14 protein-coding genes are annotated in these 19,149 nt (G+C 43.3%); 4 read left to right on the plus strand and 10 right to left on the minus strand.

Annotation, left to right across the window (positions count from 1 at the left end):
- Positions 1-192 precede the first annotated feature (192 nt).
- Positions 193-1,377, plus strand: coding sequence for a cardiolipin synthase (cls, locus tag D469_RS0109755; RefSeq protein WP_018923207.1), 1,185 nt, complete (start codon positions 193-195; stop codon positions 1,375-1,377).
- A gap of 648 nt (positions 1,378-2,025) precedes the next feature.
- Here the strand turns inward: cls and D469_RS20115 are convergent.
- The 5 genes from D469_RS20115 to D469_RS0109780 form a co-directional block, all read right to left on the minus strand.
- A complete protein-coding gene (locus D469_RS20115) occupies positions 2,026-2,823 on the minus strand; it encodes an alpha/beta fold hydrolase (RefSeq protein ID WP_018923208.1) in 798 nt (265 codons plus the stop codon).
- 15 nt (positions 2,824-2,838) lie between these two features.
- Positions 2,839-3,012 (minus strand): XapX domain-containing protein, encoded by a 174-nt coding sequence (locus D469_RS20120; protein ID WP_018923209.1) that lies wholly within the window; start codon positions 3,010-3,012, stop codon positions 2,839-2,841.
- A gap of 530 nt (positions 3,013-3,542) precedes the next feature.
- The gene (gene argS, locus D469_RS0109770) at positions 3,543-5,213 is read right to left on the minus strand and encodes an arginine--tRNA ligase (protein ID WP_018923210.1); all 1,671 of its coding nucleotides are present in this window, start codon (positions 5,211-5,213) and stop codon (positions 3,543-3,545) included.
- A complete protein-coding gene (locus D469_RS0109775; protein ID WP_018923211.1) occupies positions 5,210-5,671 on the minus strand; it encodes a YwiB family protein in 462 nt (153 codons plus the stop codon). The genes argS and D469_RS0109775 overlap by 4 nt, the downstream gene beginning before the upstream one ends.
- A gap of 171 nt (positions 5,672-5,842) precedes the next feature.
- Entirely contained in the window at positions 5,843-6,826 is a 984-nt protein-coding gene (locus D469_RS0109780; protein WP_018923212.1) for a cyclodeaminase, read from the minus strand.
- 367 nt (positions 6,827-7,193) lie between these two features.
- Between D469_RS0109780 and eutB the strand changes: the two genes are divergently transcribed.
- The gene (gene eutB, locus D469_RS0109785) at positions 7,194-8,183 is read left to right on the plus strand and encodes a hydroxyectoine utilization dehydratase EutB (RefSeq protein WP_018923213.1); all 990 of its coding nucleotides are present in this window, start codon (positions 7,194-7,196) and stop codon (positions 8,181-8,183) included.
- 276 nt (positions 8,184-8,459) lie between these two features.
- Positions 8,460-10,550: a transglycosylase domain-containing protein gene (locus D469_RS0109790; RefSeq protein WP_169577116.1), complete on the plus strand. Its 2,091-nt coding sequence runs from the start codon at positions 8,460-8,462 to the stop codon at positions 10,548-10,550.
- Positions 10,551-10,905: 355 nt separating this feature from the next.
- Here D469_RS0109790 and D469_RS0109795 read toward each other — a convergent pair whose 3' ends face one another.
- Positions 10,906-11,184: a hypothetical protein gene (locus D469_RS0109795; RefSeq protein ID WP_018923215.1), complete on the minus strand. Its 279-nt coding sequence runs from the start codon at positions 11,182-11,184 to the stop codon at positions 10,906-10,908.
- A gap of 545 nt (positions 11,185-11,729) precedes the next feature.
- Here D469_RS0109795 and D469_RS0109800 point away from each other — a divergent pair.
- Positions 11,730-14,159 carry a penicillin acylase family protein gene (locus D469_RS0109800; RefSeq protein ID WP_026286195.1) on the plus strand — a complete coding sequence of 810 codons (2,430 nt, stop codon included), beginning with the start codon at positions 11,730-11,732 and terminating at the stop codon, positions 14,157-14,159.
- A gap of 307 nt (positions 14,160-14,466) precedes the next feature.
- Here the strand turns inward: D469_RS0109800 and D469_RS0109805 are convergent, their stop codons facing one another.
- From D469_RS0109805 to D469_RS0109825, 4 genes are all read right to left on the minus strand, one after another.
- Complete coding sequence (locus D469_RS0109805) at positions 14,467-14,988, minus strand: YwhD family protein (protein ID WP_018923217.1); 522 nt, start codon at positions 14,986-14,988, stop codon at positions 14,467-14,469.
- 253 nt (positions 14,989-15,241) lie between these two features.
- On the minus strand, positions 15,242-15,742 hold the full coding sequence (locus tag D469_RS0109810; protein ID WP_018923218.1) for a YwgA family protein: 501 nt from the start codon (positions 15,740-15,742) through the stop codon (positions 15,242-15,244).
- Between the two features lie 15 nt (positions 15,743-15,757).
- Positions 15,758-17,050, minus strand: coding sequence for an HD domain-containing protein (locus tag D469_RS0109815; RefSeq protein ID WP_018923219.1), 1,293 nt, complete (start codon positions 17,048-17,050; stop codon positions 15,758-15,760).
- Positions 17,051-17,608: 558 nt separating this feature from the next.
- Entirely contained in the window at positions 17,609-18,673 is a 1,065-nt protein-coding gene (locus tag D469_RS0109825; protein WP_018923221.1) for a tartrate dehydrogenase, read from the minus strand.
- Between the last annotated feature and the right edge of the window lie 476 nt (positions 18,674-19,149).

Here is a 19,149-nt window from a genome sequence, read left to right on the forward strand (position 1 = left end):
TACAACGCTAATGGTCGGCCTTCCCTCTTTCGCTAAAGATTCAGAACTCTTTATTTTATATGGTTGTATTATAGCAGATATCTTGGTGAATGAACATTCAGTCATGGAACTTTTTAAAATTCCTTATTCGAGTACTTATTTTTAAGAAAATGGACAACATATACAAAAGCAGCAGCGAGGAGGGAAAATAAGATGTATGTGCTACTAATCTTGGTGGTACTCATCCTCTGGATCTGTGTGGATCTAAGGATTGGGAAGCGCCGGCACAGACAACAAGAAAAGCTCCATCTTTATCCACACCGCAGTGGGAACGTCCAATTTATCACTTATGGTACGGAGTTCTTTTCCAAACTTCAACAAGACCTCCAGCAGGCTGAAAATAAGATTTATATGTCTTTTTATATATTTCGGGAAGATCAAACTGGGGAAGAAATATTAAAGCTTTTAGAAAATAAAGTACATGAAGGCGTAGAAGTCAAGCTGTTAATTGACTGGGCAGGAAATGCCCTATCTGCAAAGCGGATTAAACAACTGCAGCAATCCGGCTTATCTGTACAAAAAAGTGACTCTCCTCGTTTTCCTACACTCTTTTTTAGCCTGCAGCAACGAAATCACCGCAAAATTACAGTTATTGATGATAAGATTGCCTACTTAGGGGGGTTTAATGTTGGAGATGAGTATATTGGCAAGAAAGCGAAACTTGGCTTTTGGCGCGATTACCATCTTCGGTTTAACGGTGAAGCCGCACTAGATACTTTAAGTGAATTTAAAAACGATTGGGAGAAGACAACTGAACACGGGAACTATTCTTCTCAAGCACTGAATGAATTGCCAACTGGGAAATACCCTTACCAATTAATTGCAAGTAATGGGGTAGGATTTGAAGCCAATATAAAGGCCTACTTACAATCTGCTGAACATTCTATTTGGCTTGCTACGCCTTACTATATCCCCCCTTCTTCTCTTCATCACCTGCTTCTTAATGCTTGTCAACGTGGAGTAGATGTCCGCCTGCTTGTGCCACAGCGCTCGGATCATCCCCTTGTCAAAGCTGGCGGCTATCTTCATTACGATGAATTGCTTCAAGCTGGAGCGAAAATATATGAATATAATCGAGGTTTTTTTCATGGCAAAGCGATAGTTGTGGATGGGACTACATGTGATGTCGGCACCGCCAATTTTGATAAACGCAGTTTTTATTTAAATCGTGAAATTAATCTTATGAGCTCAGAAACCTCTCTCGTTGATGATGTGATTTCATCCTTGCAATCCGATATGCAATCAGCTGTCTTGCTAACACCTCAAGACTGGAAGAACCGAAGCTTCGGACTTAAAGTACAGGAACCAATCGCTCGCGTTCTTTCTCCATGGCTTTAATGACTTTTGCAACTATCTTTAATGGTCACCTTTTCCTCTCTTTTCTTACCTACCAGGTGGCTTTTGTAAAAGTCCTGGTGGATATTATATGGACATTTAGCTAATACCACTTTCACAGCAAAAAACCGGACATGTTTAAATACTGTCCGGTTTTTCTTGGTTTTATTTGAAATTGAAGCTAGATAGAACATAACAAAAATTTTACTTTTTTACTTGAATCAATTTCAGCATTCAAAATAAGAGGTGAACATCGACTGATGAATGTGGCATTCACTTCAGACGGGCGCTTTCCCGAGGGCTTGTCTTCAGCTAACTTTTTCTCGGTAAATACTCGAAAAAGTGGATCTTCAGACTGCGCTTTATCCTCCGGGAGTCGCCGTCTTACGTTTCAGTCCCTTTTTACATTCCATATATTCGAATCAAGTTCAGCATTCGAAATAAGAGGTGAACATCAACTAATGAATGTGACCTTCACTTCAGACGGACGCTTTCACGTAGGCTTGTCTTCAGCTAACTTTTTCTCGGTAATACTCGAAAAAGTGGATCTTCAGACTGCGCTTTATCCTCTGGGAGTCGCTGCCTTACGTTTCACTCACTGTTTTAACTCCGTATAGTAAATGAAACAATAGATATTATTCGTTTTATTGCTCATAAAACGTCATTATGAAATTGCTTCACTTGTTGTTGGACTCGTTCTAATATCATACGCAAGGCTTCTGATTTTTTGGTAGGGATTTGATGTCCTACTTTATCGATCATAATCGGATGAATTCTTGCCTGGGTAGCATGAAAATAAAAATCAGCCAAATAGCTGTGCACATACTTGTCTCTTTTTCCATACACCAACCAAATGGGTGCATCAATGAATGGCAGCTTCTCAATTAAATTGGTCCCTTTTTGTTCGAGATATAATTGGTGCACCAATTCAACATTAGCTGAAAGTGCTGTTTCTTTTATTTCTTGATAAAGGTCAGGATCCTTTGTATGAGCCTTTGCCAATACTTCCGCCAACAATCTCATATGCTCTCCCGCTGTGACAAGGAGGCCTAACCGGAATTCTTCCCGCAACAGTACTGAATTCACATCAGGAAAACCACCTAGTAACACGAGCCCTTTACAGCGCTCCGGATACATAAGGGCAAAGGTCAACGCCGTCATTCCGCCCGAAGAATACCCACAGACAACGATCCTCTCAACTGCTAAATGATCGAGAAGCTGCACAAGGTCGTGGCACCATGTTTCCATCGTAAACTCCCCCGTCCCTGTGGAGCTCCCGCCATGTCCCCTACCATCCATTGCAATGACTTTTAACGCGCCCGGGTCATTTAATAAGTGGCGAAATGAAGCACGCCCCATCGCCGGCGGATGAATAAAAACAACAGGGTCCCCTTCCCCTGTCATTTCATATGTAAGTCGCACACCTGCTTGATTAATAAATGTCTGCATACCCCTAACCCCTTTTTAAGACCCTCCAAAAAAAGGTACAATCCATAAATAAAGGCGGTAGCCTAAAAATATGCCAACAATCCCCATTACGCCTGCTAATGCAGGAGGAGCAGGCACCGGTAAGCGAAATAGGCCAAATAAAAAACCAACGAACATACCTGTAGCGAGGGCAAGTATTACTTCTTTCATCACACTCTCTCCTATTCTGTCCGAATATAAGTCCACCCATTCTTCATATCCCCATCACATTTTAAAAGCGCAACACAGCCGCTAGTAACACATCCACTCTCTATTATAAGTAAGCGGTATCACTATAGTAAACTTCACGGTTTAGAGCATTTCTAAACACATTTCTACGCTCTAGTAATATACTGAGGACAAGAACAACTTGTACCTGGCCCCCTCTCCTTAAAAATACGCCTACTGTTTTAACCTTCACTCTGCCTCTTCTTATCATACTGTTCTCTAAAGAAAACTTAGCAAAACCAAGCCTACGACGTAGGCTGAACCTTGGTAGTACTTATATCATTTCCTTCAACTTTTTATACATTCTTACGGTGCAAAAAAAACCTCCTCATGCACAACGATGCATAAAGGAGGCTCGCAAAAGGAGTAAAATGAAGCAAAGAGTATGACTACATCCAATACTTGTGTTAATCAAATCCTTCTTGATTCATTTCATCTTTTCCATTCCGTTTTGAAGTAGACCTGGAGCACTTTTACATGCGTTCAGGTGCGTGAACGCCAATAGCATTCATGCCATTTTGCAACGTGATTTGCACGGCCTTTGCCAGTTTGAGCCTGGCTTGTGTAAGCTCTGGCGCGTCTGGGTCAACCATGCGTTCTGCATTGTAAAAGCTGTGAAAGACAGCAGCTAGTTCATGCAGGTAGTTGGCTAAGCGGTGTGGTGCATATTGGTCTGCCGCTAGATCAATGATTTCAGGGAACTGCCCGACCTTCTTTAAGACGTCAATTTCTTTCTCTGAACCTAACGTTTCAATGCTTGCTTCTTCCTTGAATGCCATTCCTTTTTCTTCTGCTTGCCTAAAGATGCTGCATAAACGGGCATGGGCGTATTGAACGTAATAAACTGGGTTTTCATTGGACTCAGAAACGGCCAGGTCCATATCGAAATCCATATGGGTATCTGCACTGCGCATAGCAAAGAAATAACGAGTAGCATCCAACCCGACTTCTTCCATTAAGTCTCGCAGCGTTACTGCGTTTCCGGTCCGCTTGCTCATTTTCACTTTCTCGCCGCTTCTTAATAAGCTCACCATTTGCACAATTTCCACATCAAGCTGGGATTTTTCAAACCCTAGCGCCTGGATAGCTGCTTGCATGCGTGGTATGTAACCGTGGTGGTCAGCTCCCCAAATGTTAACCAGCTTATCAAACCCACGTTCAAATTTATTCAAATGATAAGCAATATCGGGCGCTAAATACGTGTAAGCTCCGTCCTGCTTTACAAGTACCCGGTCTTTATCATCCCCAAAGGCTGTGGAACGAAACCAAACTGCTCCATCTTCCTCATAGACGTGGCCGTCTTCTTTTAATTTGAGCAATGTCTCTTCAATTTTCCCACTTTCATAAAGGGAAGTCTCGGAGAACCAATTGTCAAACTCCACCCGGTACTGGGTAAGGTCTTCTTTAAGCTTGTCTAGTTCGTGCTTTAAGCCAAGCTCACGAAAAATAGCAAGGCGCTCTTCTTCTGCTACGCCTGCATAACGTTCGCCGTGTTCTGCAGCTAACTCTTCCCCGATGACTTTCACATCTTCACCCTGATAGCCATCCTCTGGCAGGGCTGCTTCCTGTCCGAGTGCCTGCAAATACCTGGCTTCTACTGATAAAGCCAGGTTATGGATTTGGCCGCCAGCATCATTAATATAGTACTCACGCTCCACATTGTAGCCAGCCATATCAAGAATGTTACAGAGCGAATCTCCGACAGCAGCCCCTCTGGCATGTCCTAAATGCAGGTCGCCGGTGGGATTGGCCGAGACAAACTCAACTTGAACGCGTTGACCTTCGCCGCTGTTTGTACGCCCGTATGCTTGTTTTTCCGTTAGCACAGCCGGGATAAGCTCGAGAAGATAGCGGTTGTTTAAGAAAAAATTAATAAAGCCAGGTCCTGCAATCTCTATGTGCTCAACCGAGGCCTTTTTCGTATCTAATTCTGCTGTCAGCTCTTCAGCAATTTGCCGTGGGTTCTTTTTAGCAACACGGGCAAGCTGCATGGCCATATTTGTTGCAAAATCACCATGGGCTTTTTCTTTTGGTGTCTCAAGCAGAACTGCCGGCATCTCTTCTCTTGTCGCCAGTCCTGCACGCTCTACAGCCGCTACAATCTCTTGCTTTAATGTTTCTTTTACTTGCTCAACGATCGTCATGGCTCTTCAGTTTCCTCCTCTATTGAAATCATCACATCATATCTCCCAGCGCTCGAACCTGCTAAATGCAAATCGTAGCCAAAATCTATCGTATGGCGTTTTCTTTCATGAGCAGCGGCTTCTTCCTGCCATTTTACTTCGATATGATCTGTTTTAGCTTCTGTTTTTAACTTTCCATATGGAGTGTCATACGCCCCTTCAGTCACTGTTCCGTATTGAAACACTTGCCGCATTTCAATTGGGCCTTTGCGCATAACGGTCACTTCATCAGCAGCAACCTTTAACACGGTCTTCACGTCACCTAGACCCTCTAGTTTTTCGGTAAACGTAACATACGTATAGTTTTGCTTTACATAAATTTGACCAGGGGCCTCCACTGTCATCTTGTCTTGTTCATTGCCTTGCTTAATGTTTGTTTGCATATAAACATGAACAGGGGTACTAGTAGTTGAGTTCAATTACCTTCACCTTACCTCTCCCAAAAGTTTAGCGATTTCAGCTTACGCATGCAAGTTCACATCTGATTTTTTACCTTCTACTCATCATCCTATGCGCACCCTGTTCATAACTTGTCCAATTTTCATTAATCAGTTAGCAGCATCCTAAAGCTCGACCATTTTACTGACACCTTAAGACTGGTACTCCTGTCCTTTGCCATTCGCTTTCAACGTTTGATACGCATATACAGAGATCGCTGTGTCCTGTACTCCGGTTCCTGTTAAATCGCATACAGTGATTTGTTGGTCACTCGTACGCCCGGAGACCTCTCCTTTTACTAACGGCCCCATTTCTAGTATTTGCTTGGGATCTTTGATCATTTGAGCTTGCTTGGCATGATGCAATTCTCCCATTTCCACCGCTTGGCTGTATACGTCACAAGCGACAATATCAGCTGCTTGGAAAATGTTCGGATCAAGCTCTTGTTTGTGCTCAGCATCAGATCCCATTGCTGTGATGTGAAGCTTAGGGTGAAGCCATTCTTTTTTTATAATTGCTTCTTTTGACGGGGTGGTAGTGATTACAACTTCGCTTTCTTTTACAACTTCCTCAGGAGAAGATGCTGCTTCTACTGGGACGTCCAACTTTTCCTCCATTTCTTTTTTATACGTTTCCACCTTTTCTGGTGTCCGTCCATAAACTAAAACACGGTCAAAGCCACGGGCAAGGCGCAACGCTTCTACTTGAAACCGAGCTTGAGCGCCTGTACCAATAACCCCGCACGTATTGACCGACGCAGGGGCCATATATTTGGCAGCCAGGGCTCCAGCAATGCCAGTCCGTACATCAGTTAAGTAGCCATTATCATGCATAAGGGCTTGTGGCACTCCCGTTTCTGTACTCAGTAACATCATCATGCCGCCCAGGCTTGGCAACCCATACTTTTCATTATCAAAAAAACCAGAGGAAATCTTGATCGCAAATGTTTCCAAGCCCCGAATATAAGCTGTTTTAATATCCACTTCTCCATTTTTGTCAGCTAGGTCTACCCGTGCTACCTGTGGTTGGGAAACTGCTCCTTCCGCCAGCCGCTCGAACCCTTCTTCAATTAAAGACAGCGCTTTTTCGTTCAAACCTACAACCTCTCGAATCTCTTTTTCAGAAAATAAATGCATGCTTGTTTCCTCCTTTTCCTGCATGGTTGCCCAAGTAATGATATAAGCTCAAACAAATTTATATGCTAAGGTAAGAATAATTAAGGGAAAGCAATGATATAGATAGGTGATTCTGCTTCCTTCTTTAAATGAAACTATTCATAAGAAGCTCTCGCTAGGAACAGGCAAGCGCTCGTGTTTAATAAACACACAGCTCATGGTGTACGTTGAAAATTTTATTTACTATACCCTTGTTTTCCCATCATGTACCTTCCGACCTGATATTTGCTCGTTTTCGTTTTACATGCAACGTTCTTAGTTCTATACGGAAATCAAACACCTTTAGTTGTTTCACGTGAAACAACTAAACCTTGAAAGGAGAGTCTTAATGACAACTCTTAGCGCTCAAGAAGTTTGGCAAGCTTATAGTCGCATCCACTCTACTATCATTTCCACTCCGTGCCTGTATTCTCCTTCATTATCTCAAGTTTCAGGAGTCCCTGTCTACTTGAAGCTTGAGCAATTTCAACCTAGCGGCTCATTTAAGCTCCGGGGGGCCGCCAATCATATCAGCAGCTTATCGGAAAAAGAACAAAAAAAAGGAGTTACGACCTTCTCCACCGGCAATCATGGGTTAGCAGTAGCTTATGCGGCACAAGCGTTAGAAATTGAAGCAGTCGTTTGTGTGTCCGCCCATGTGCCTGAAGCTAAAATCGAAGCTTTGAAAAAAAGCGGAGCTACCCTTCACATTGAAGGAGAAAGTCAAGATGAAGCTGCCGTCCACAGTTTAAAGTTGCAGGAGAAGGACGGACTTACCCTTATCCCTCCCTTTGACCACCCGGCTATTATTGCAGGGCAAGGAACAATCGGCCTCGAAATTTTGAGTGATCTTCCCTCAGTAAAACATGTGGTGGCCGGACTATCCGGAGGAGGGCTATTAGGAGGAATTAGTCTCTTTATGAAAGCAAACGCCCCGGAAGTTGATATGGTTGGTTTATCTGTAGAAAAAGGCGCTGCCATGGACGAAAGCTTGAGAGTTGGAAAAGTTGTAGAAGTACCTGAACACCCGACTTATGCGGACAGTCTATTAGGTGGGATCGGCATGAATAATTTATATACGTTCCCGCTTATTCAAAACTTCGTAGACCAACGCTTTCGCGTGCCTGAAGAAACCATTGCACACGGGATGGTTCACCTTTTTGAACATCATAAACTTGTCGTAGAAGGTGCTGCGGCGATCGGTGTTGGAGCACTACTTGACGGCTTCCTTTCCTTGCGTGGTCCAACGGTGATTGTGGTAACAGGCGCGGGGATAGACCCTTATCTGCATCAATCAGTTGTTTCAGCTTATTATCAAGATGACTCTGCTAAAAAGTAGTGTTACTATCTCCGCCGTAGCCTCCCTTAGCGCGTAGCGCAGGCGAGCCAAGAGCCTCCTCAGGCTAACGAATGTCTCGCGGAGCCTCGCCAGGATCGCTTTTCCCGCTGAAGCATCGGTAATTCTCAACTTATCAAAGACCTAAATAATCAACTTCTTTTAACAGAGCTAGCAAGAAAAAATAACATGCCAGCACAAGGAAATATATGTATAAATTGAGGTGTTTTTTTCCACACTAGAAGCAATAAGATGGTTTTAAATCGTGAGGTGCTTCTTGTGGAAACTAGATGGAAACGCCCCTCCCTATGGCGTTTTTCCCTGTTTTTTATTCGCTCATTTCTATTATCAGCCTCAATCGGCATGATTTTTTTACTAGCATTAATCTATTATGCTTACTCCCTAGGAGCTCCCGATGTTGAACAAGCTCACACAACCAAAATGTATGATGCTGATAACAACGCCATATTAGAAACCCACCAGGGAAAACGCCGTTATTGGGTAGATAAAGAAGATATTCAAGAGGATTATTTAACGGCTGTTAAAGCAGTAGAAGATCGCAACTTTTATAATCATGCAGGCTTTGATGTTCCCCGAATTGCAGCAGCTGCGATGATTAACCTGCAAGAAATGCGCCTGGCCCAGGGTGCTAGCACCATTACGCAGCAGTACGCCAGAAATTTATTTCTATCTCATGATAAAACATGGATGCGAAAGCTAGAAGAAGCGCTCTATACGCTGCGTTTAGAATGGCATACCGACAAGGAAGCGATCCTCGAGGGGTATGTAAATACTATTTATTTTGGGCACGGTGCTTACGGTATAGAAGCGGCTGCTAATCTTTATTTTGATAAACCAGCTTCGGACCTTTCAATGGCTGAAGCTGCCATGCTGGCTGCCATTCCAAAAGGACCTTCTTATTACTCCCCTCATGTAGACAAAGAACGGGCGCAAGATAGACAACAACTCATCTTACAATTAATGGAGGATCAAGGGCGAATCACGACGGAAGAACGGTTGGAGGCTGAAAACACCCCACTCGACATTCAACCTTTGGACGAAGTAGATGCAGATTTATCAGCTCCTTACTTTAGTGACTATGCTCTCAAAGAACTGCAAGAAAAACATGAATTAGATGAAGAGATGCTCACTCAAGAAAGCCTTCACATTCAAACAACAGTAGAACCAGACCTGCAACAAGCTGCAGAAACTGCTGTTAACGACCATTTGCCCAATGAAAGTGACCTTCAAGCAGCCCTTGTTGCACTTGAACCAAGAACCGGTGAAATAAAAGCTTTAGTCGGTGGTAAAAATTATAAAGAAAGTGCCTTTAACCGGGCAGCTGATGCAAAAAGGGCTCCAGGTTCCACGTTTAAACCATTTTTGTATTATGCTGCGTTAGAGCAAGGTTTTACACCTGCTACCTCGTTTGTAAGTGAACCAACTACCTTTTCATATGATGAAGGTGAGCAGGAGTATAAACCAGGTAATTTCGCTGACGTTTATGCCAATGATTTCATTACCTTACTTCAAGCCTTAGCTTTTTCGGATAACATTTTCGCTGTTAAGACTCATCTATACCTCGGTCCGGATCAATTAGTAAAAACCGCAAATGCAGCTGGGATCACAAGCGAATTAAGGCCCAATCCTTCGCTGGCACTCGGCACTTCTGAGGTTGGAATCCTTGAGTTAACGAAAGCCTACGCGCCTTTCGCCAATGGAGGGTTCGCGATTGAGCCCATGGCCGTGACAGAAGTAACAGACGCTAAAGATGAAATTATCGTCGAAGGAGAAAGAAGCCCGTCTTCTGTGTTTGACCCACGTTTAACCTCAGTAATGACTGATTTATTAAGCAGTATTTTTGAGCCAGAATTAAATGATTACACGGCTGTGACCGGCAGCAGTATTGCTCACAAACTCGACGACCCAATTGCTGGAAAAAGTGGTTCTACTCAGCATGACAGTTGGATGGTAGGCTACACCCCCGCATTAGTAGTTGGGGTTTGGGTAGGTCATGATGAAAAAGAATCATTTAACCATGCGGAAGACGGTAATATTGCCAAAGAGATCTGGGGAGATGTGATGGCCTTTCATCAAACTGAGACTGAGCATGAAATGAGTTTTGAAGAAAACGACCAAACTGTATATGTAGATATAGATCCTTCCACTGGACTTTTGGCTGATGACGCTTGCGGACCAAGCCGTACTACTCTATTTATAGAAGGAAGTGAGCCGACCACCTCTTGTGCAACCCAGCTCGACGATGATGATAGCGGTGAAGCCGAAAAGGACCAGGAGAAAGAAGAAGAACTGCCAGAGAAAAAAGAACAGTTTTTTGATCGCTTAAAAGACTGGCTTGGCTTATCATAAACGCTCAGTTATAGCAAGGTACGGATAAAGAGCGTTGATAGTCCGAGAACAGTCTACCTCCTGTGAGAAAAGCGAGCCTGGTTAGAATCCGCCGGTTAAAAGCATGAGGACGATCTTGGGGCACCCACAGATAGAGGACCATGACAAAACGACCAATACTGCCCTTTCAAAGAGCTAGCTTCAAAAAACACCTAAACCCCAGGCAACCACCAACACTAGCGGCACCTGGGGTTTCTCAAACGATACGTTCTTACTCATTTCACATGGTCTATAGCTTCTTTTCTAGAAGATGGTTTTGAGGGCAAAAAACCTATTCCTGCGGGACAGGTTGTCTCTTCTCACCTAATCTATGATCCTATGTATGACGATCAGGGCATTCTTGAAAGGAAGACCCTTCTTTATAGATAGTTTTTAAAATAAGATGATTTAATATTTCTAGCCTGCGCTCTTCTTTTACCAACTCAAATAAACGATCCCTTTCCCTTTCATCACGTGCATAAAGTGGAGGCAAATCTTGAAGGAGTTGTTTCGTAAAACGTTCCTTGCAAACAGGACAACCACAAAATGTTTGAAACTGGGAGCCGTGCAGAGCTATTCCTACAAATACAGGAACCACCTCTTCCCAAATATTCATAATTCTTCCTCCTAAAAAGCACCCCAACCTTTAGTCCTATTATGATAATTGTACCAACTCTTAATACGTTTCACCTGAGTCTATTGTTTTGATTTTTATTGCAACGGTTCTTGTTCTTCCAACCTGCACATAAGCTATTTAGTAAGCCATAGATTGTCCCCGCTTTCTTTATGTAAGAGGCTCTATTCACCGCTCTATTGATTTCAATTTAGGCTAACCGCTTTCCTTAGGCGATTTGAGAGTCTCCTGGGCGCCAGGCATCTGCCAGGCTCCCCTGCACCCACTTTTCGCGCAGGGAGCTAGCATCTTCCGTTTCAAGCACCATTAATTAAAAATGAACCCAAAGCCATTAAGAAGGAGATAAGATTTAACTATAGCTAAAATTTATATAAATACCTTTACGTAGAAGCTTAACCTTTGCTTACCTTCAGAACCCACTTCCTGTTGTTCCCATTACATAAAGAAAAAAGGGTTCTTTTTTTTATTAGCGAATAGTTCACACAAGACCCCAGACTTTTACATAAAGGAGTTGGGCTTTAGTGGATATGCAACCCGAGCTTCCTGGGAAAACTTCACAAAAATCTCGAGTAAAGAAATGGGTACTTATTAGCTTGTTGCTTCTTTTGGCTTTAGGTATAGCTGCCGGTGTTTGGGCCTATATGCAAGTGAACAACAGTCAACCGGTTACAAAAGGCGAGGTCCCTATTGAACGTATTGAAGAGCCAGTATCCATTTATCGTGATGATCACGGGGTCCCACATATTGAAGCTGAAAATGAAACTGATCTTTATTTTGCCCAAGGTTTTGTAACTGCTCAAGACCGCATGTTTCAAATGGATATGAGCAGAAGGCAAGCTTCAGGAACATTAAGTGAAGTCATCGGGGAGGAGGCCTTAGAAGCCGATAAATATTTTCGTACGTTCGGCCTCAGGCGTGCAGCCGAGGACTCGTTAGAAGGTTATGGCGACGAAGCTATGACTAAAATGCAAGCCTATGCTGATGGAGTGAATGCCTATATTGAACGAGCAGCGAGAGAAGGCAATCTACCGGTAGAGTTTAGCATAATCAGTTATGCTCCTGATCCTTGGACTCCACTTGATACACTTACGATTGGCAAGTTTATGGCTTATGACCTTAGTGGGCGTTGGGAGGGTCAGGCCTTCCGCCATTGGTTATCCCACAGCCTCCCGGAAGACAAAGCCCTCGACCTTTTTCCGACCTATCCTAAAGAGGGACCTGTCATTTTAGAAGCAGCAAAAGAATACCCGGTAGATATTGCTGCCCAATTTAGCGGTGTCGGAGAGTATCTTCCCAACCCGGAGAACGGGAGCAACAATTGGGTTATTTCTGGTGAACGGACCAAAAGCGGAGAACCACTCTTGGCTGACGATCCGCATCTTGCTCTAAATACTCCTTCCATATGGTACGAAACGCACCTTTCCTCACCCGATATTAATGTTACAGGCGTTACGTTTGGCGGTATTCCAGGTATTGTAGTCGGACACAATGAACATGTTGCGTGGGGAGTGACAAACGTTAACCCTGACGTACAGGACTTATACATTGAGCGTAGAAACCCTGAGGACCCTTATCAATTTGAATATGAAGGTAGCTATGAGGAAGCAACTGTTATTGAAGAAGAAATTAAAGTTGCGGGTCAAGATGAACCGGAAACCCATGAAATCATAATTACCCGGCACGGACCTTTGATTTCAGAGTTCGCCTATCCTGAAGATATGGAGGAAGAAGCACCTGATACAGCTCTATCCATGAAATGGACGGCACATGACCCCACCACAGAAATGGAAGCGTTTTATCAAATGAACCGTGCTGAAAACTGGGAGGACTTTGAGACAGCTTTGCGCTCTTTTCAGGCTCCAGCTCAAAACTTTGTGTTTGCTGACACAGAAGGAACAATTGCTTATCGAGCCAATGGAAAAATACCTATACGTTCCAAGGGAGAAGGACTGGTGCCTAAACCTGGGTGGAGCGGTGAATATACGTGGGATGATTATATTCCATGGGAGGACCTTCCCACGATCATCAACCCAGAATCCGGGATGATTTCTACAGCTAATAACCAAATTGCTGGAGAGGAGTACCCTCATCATCTCACTCATACGTGGGCTCAACCGTTTCGTCATCAGCGCATTTTAGACGAACTGAAGGATGAGGAAAAGTTAACGATAGAAGATATGAAGAACTTGCAGGTGGATGTGAAAAACTTGCAAGCTGAAGAGCTATTGCCGGTATTAATTGAGAAACTAGAAGGGGCTGAACTTTCCGAAACAGAAGAGAAAAGCCGAATTATCTTAGAAGAATGGGACTACTATGATAAAGCCGAGCAAGCAGCCCCCCTTATTTTTCACCTTTGGCTCTTGGAGGTCGGAGACGTATTGTTTGAAGACGATATCCCAGAAGAAGTTATGGATTTATTTAGCGGCCAGGCAGGCATTGTAGACGAACTTGTCCGCGCTGCAGCAGCAGGTGAAGAAGGAGCATGGATGGAAGCTGGAGGAGGTTTCTCAACTGTTGCTTTAACAAGCTTTGAACGGGCTGTAGATCGAGGAAGTGAATTGCAGGGAAACGATCCTGAAAGTTGGGAATGGGGCGCCTTTCATCAAGCGGTCTTTGAACATCCACTAGCTGCCATCTGGCCGTTGAACCACTTCTTTAACCCCTCCTCCGTCCCAGCACACGGAAGTAGTGTAACCGTTAAAGCTGCTGGCTTTGATGAAGAAACAGGAGAGGTGAACCATGGAGCGGGCTGGCGTGGAATCATGGACTTAAGTGATTTAAGTGAAAGCAAACACCTTGTCGCTCCGGGTCAGTCCGGCCACCGTTTAAGCGAATGGTACACTGACCAAGCCAGTGACTGGATTGAAGGCAACTACCACACCACTTCTATGGACCCTGATGAGTACCGAAATACAGAGAACACCCTTCAGCTTATCCCTTTTTCACCAGGCGGATAAAACCGATTAGATTGAAGGTTTTATCCTCTTCTTTTAAACGAATATTAAGACACGCAAAGGTGCAAGGAATAATCTCCTTGCACCTTTGCGTGTCTTAGTCATATGTGTGACTGTAACGCCAGTTTACTCGGCTTCACAAAAAATCACAACATGTGAATGGATTGTTCATAAATCGTTCATAAAAAAGACGAACACTTTTGAGGTGAAGCTACGGTTTTCCCGTTTTGTTCGTATACTTTTTTATTCTCAGCGCAAAAAAAACCTCTCTTCTAAACGCTGCCGTGTTAGAAGAGAGGGTGCATCTTGTTTATTTTTGCAGTAATGCGTCACGTAAGCTTTCATCTGAGCGACTCCACATGCCTTCATCAAAGTCTTGCAAAAATGAGCCCAGGAGCTGTTTCGAATGATCATCCATATGCTCAATTACAATTTTCCCTTTAAGAGCTTTATCCATGTTGTTCACATGTTCAGGCATACTTTTATAGCCGCGGCGAATCTCGTAATCGGCTAAAAATTCGCATGCTCCCACTCCAGAATAGTAGGATTCCCCGTCGCGGTAATCCGTCGTTACCCAAACAATCCAAAATGTTTTGGCATTCGGTACTTCTTCACGGTCTTTCAACAGCTTAATCCGCTTTTCAATCTCCGAGCGGGCATGAAGAGCCCCCATGTCGATAAACACACGGTCTTCTGCTGGGTCAACGATTACTGGCGTCATATTGTCCAAACTCATTACCCCAGCCCCATAACCACCATGACCGTCTGTTGAGTCTCCACTTAAAATATTAAAGCTATTTTTAATTTGCTTGTTTTTTTCATTTCGGTCCATTTCTTTTGCTCCTTTCTTCTGAGCATACGATTCTCTTTAGTTTATCATACTCGCTAATGCCCCTCTACTTTCGCTCATTCTGGTTGTAAAAGAGGAGGTTGTATAAAAAGTTGTTGTTTTTTAAAGAGGGCTTTCTTTATAGTAGCTATAGGCTGATGCTTTCACCACAGGCACAAGCGTGACATCTGCCATGCCCTCAATTTTCGTATTTCAAAACGACCTTGGCGATTACAGTGCGCAGCCTTCATCTCTATTAATGAAGGTGCTGTACTTTTTGGATAAATTGATACGCTGCTTGAATATCTTCTTCAGAATAATTTTGTTTCTTCTTTAACGTATGTACTTTTTCAGTTACTTCTTCTACTGATAATTCATCAAAGTACAGAATGGTAGAAACTAACTCAAGGAACTTGGACGATTCTTCGTTTAACAGTTGAATCAGCTGCTCCTTCTTGGCCAGAGCGCTCGGATATTTGGACAAAAAGGCTTGTCCATCTTCAGTCAGACAGTAGCGGTACTGATAATAGCCTGCCTTTTGTTCTTTTATTTCACTCACAAAGCCTAAGTCGCACAGTTCTTCCATTCGAAGCGTCAACTCTTCTGAATAAGGGCCGAACATATGAAAATTATACTTCTCTTGAAAGGGCAGATCTAACTTTTTTGATATATAAACAATCTTTTGCAGTTTTTTGCGACCAACGATTTCCCCGGCGTCTTTTAATAATGTCATTAACTTTGCATGTTCAACGAGCATTTCATAATGCCTCCTCTATCCAAGTAAAATCTCTTTAATTCGCTGCTTTTCCTGTTCATGCCCGGGCGTCTCTAACAAATCTTGCGGGAAATATACTTTTTGGTCGGTCCTTTTTTTCCCGGAAATGGCTTCTACCAGCTCTGATTCACGAGAAAGCTCCCGCAGCTTCCCATCTGGTCGCAGCAAATGAATCGGAACCCGTTCTTCTTCTTCTCCAGGCCGGTAAAAGTCATAAGGAAGATCTGAAGAAAAATCGATGACTAAATAGTAGTCAGGGTCAATGTCTGCCTGGCGAAAAAGCTCTTGCAAGTCATTCCACTGATTCATAATAAAATGCTGGTCAAATTCAACATACTTAAAGAGACGACGGTTCATAAAGCGCTGGCATAGATCTTGTAAGATCGGATCCTCTTCGTCCTGCCACATTTGAAAATAAAACATAACTACAGATTCATCGACTTTAAGGTATTGTTCCAACGAAATACTGCCGTCAAAAAAGCCAGTAAAATGAGAAGGATACAGTTTAAACTGATAGTTACTTTCGTACAAATGCTGCACACGCCGCAGTACTTTGGAAAGAATGACTTCTGCACTTCTGGTCACCGGGTGGAAATAAACCTGCCAATACATTTGATAACGGCTCATAATGTAGTCCTCAATGGCGTGCATGCCGGTATATTTAATAACGGCCTGATCTTCGGTCGGCCTCATCACACGCAAAATGCGTTCCATGTCAAAATGGCCGTAGCTCACCCCTGTATAAAATGCATCGCGCTGGAGGTAATCCATGCGGTCAGCGTCTATTTGACTGGAAATCATGCTGACGACAAGTTTGTTGGAGTGGGTTTTTTCAATGACGTCAGAGACTTCTTGCGGGAAATGATCTCCCATGCGTCGCAAAACTTCATTCACTTCTGTATCCCCGAGCACAATCTGCCGCGTCCATTCTTCATGGTCACTGCCAAACACTTTTTCGAAGGAATGAGAAAACGGTCCATGCCCGACATCATGTAATACGGCTGCTGCCAGACACAACAAGCGATCGCGGTCATTCCAGTGCGGACGATCAGCAAACACGTCAATAATGCGTCTCATAATTTCATATACCCCTAAGGAATGATTAAAGCGCGTATGCTCTGCTCCGTGGAATGTAAGAAATGTCGTTCCCAGCTGACGAATGCGTCGCAGCCGTTGCACTTCTTTTGTGCCAATCAAATCCCATATTAATTCATCGCGAACATGAATATAGCGGTGAACAGGGTCTTTAAATACTTTTTCTTCTTTTAACTGCCGGTTCCCGTTTGACATGGTTCCACCTTCCGTTCCTTCATTCGTCACATAGTGATTTCATTATACCGGATGAAGAGAGGTGAAAAAACCAATTATCCAAAATGAAGGCCGGCTTTCCTTCAAGTACAGCATACCACAAAATACGAACAAACGTTCCTTTATGAGTGAAGGTCCTTCTGAGCCCGCCGATGAACAAAGCTGTTTATTCTTTTACACATGAATCAATTTCATAATTCAAAATAAAATGTGAACATCCGAATCATGAATGTGGCCTTCACTTCAGACGGACGCTTTCCCGAGGGCTTGTCTTCAGCTAACTTTTTCGATGATACAACCATCGAAAAAGTGGATCTTCAGACTGCGCTTTATCCTCTGGGAGTCGCCGTCTTACGTTTCAGTCACTTTTAAAAAGCCGTATACTAAATAAAAAATAAATAGATATCATTCGTTTTATTGCTCATAAAACGTCATTATGAAATTGATTCACATCTATAAAATTGTTCACTCTGTTATTTTTCCTTTTTAAAAAAAGAGGAAACCTATTCATCATGAATAGATTTCTCCTGAACTCTTTCTCTAAGAGGTCTTTTCTTTTAAACGTTTAATAATTTCAGCTGTTACTTCGATTGTTGAATGTTTGCCACCAATATCAGCCGTTAATATTCCATCTCTTGTCGTACTTTCTATCGCATCTAACAATACTTCCCCCATTTCATTTTCCTCAAAATGGTCCAGCATCATCTTAGCGGTCCAAATTTGACCAATTGGGTTTGCAGCCCCTTTTCCAATAATGTCAGGTGCCGACCCGTGCACCGGTTCAAACATGGAAGGGTACTTGCCGTTCACATTGATGTTTGCGGCTGGAGCAATGCCGACGCTGCCCATAATTCCAGCTCCAATGTCTGTTAACACATCTCCAAATAAATTACTGGCGACAATGACGTCAAACCGCTCCGGTGCCGTAACAAAAAATGCAGCCAAGGCATCAATATGCTGGGACTCTGTCGTAATATTCGGGTAGTCTTTGGCCACCTCTTCAAACACTTCGTCCCAAAACGGCATAGAATGGTAAATTCCATTAGACTTCGTAGCACTTGTCACATGCTGATTACGTTCACTTGCCATTTCAAAGGCAAATCGCATCGCTCTTTCTGTTCCTCTTCTGGAGAATATGCCGTTTTGAATAGCAATTTCATCTTCATCCCGATACATTCTTCCGCCGACTGAACTATATTCTCCTTCACTGTTTTCTCTAACGACTAATAAGTCAAAATTTTTCGGATTAGAAAGCGGCGACTGAACGCCGTCCATTACTTTAGCGGGCCGCATATTGATCGTTTGTTCGAATTCACGGCGTAATTTTATGAGCAGCCCCCAAAGCGAAATGTGGTCAGGCACAAGGTCAGCATTCCCTACGGCGCCTAGAAAGATCGCATCATGCTCTTTTAGTTTTTCCAAACCGCTTTCAGGCAGCATTTCTCCGTGCTCTAAATAATATTCGCAGCTATACGGATATTCTGTGAACTGAAAAGAAAGCCCCCCGTGAATTTCTGATACCGTTTCCAAAACTTCTTGTGCTGCAGGTACGACTTCCTTGCCAATTCCATCTCCAGGTATCGAAGCAATATCTAATTTCTTCATGTTCGATTTCCTCCTCTATTTATGTGTAGTCGGCAGTCGACTAGTTGTTGTTCTTCTCACACTGTACAAAAAAGAGGACTTAGAGGCAAGTATTTTTCGAGTTTTTTGTCTTCTTTTTAAATCTTCGTCCCTACCTTTTATACAAAGGCTCTGTTAACGATCAGTGATCTTCCTTCCATCCCCCTCTTTCCGCGGGTAATTCACCAGTCTTCTCCTGCCAATCCCTAACGTAGTCTCTTGCTTGCATCGCTTTTTACCTGGCGTGTCGGCACTCTTAGAATTATCATTACTACCACCATCTTTTGAGCCTAAAGAAAACTTGGCAAAGAGGCTGGGCCAAAACTCATCTAAAGCGAAAGGCCTTCACCGATTTTGGTGAGGGCCTTTTCTTGTTTTACGTATTCTATTGATTTGATTGTTCAAACATATACTCACTTGCCGCGGGCAAGCTTTCGCTAACCACGGAAGAGCGCCGT

It is taken from the genome of Salsuginibacillus kocurii DSM 18087 (assembly GCF_000377705.1).
Classification (GTDB): domain Bacteria; phylum Bacillota; class Bacilli; order Bacillales; family Marinococcaceae; genus Salsuginibacillus; species Salsuginibacillus kocurii.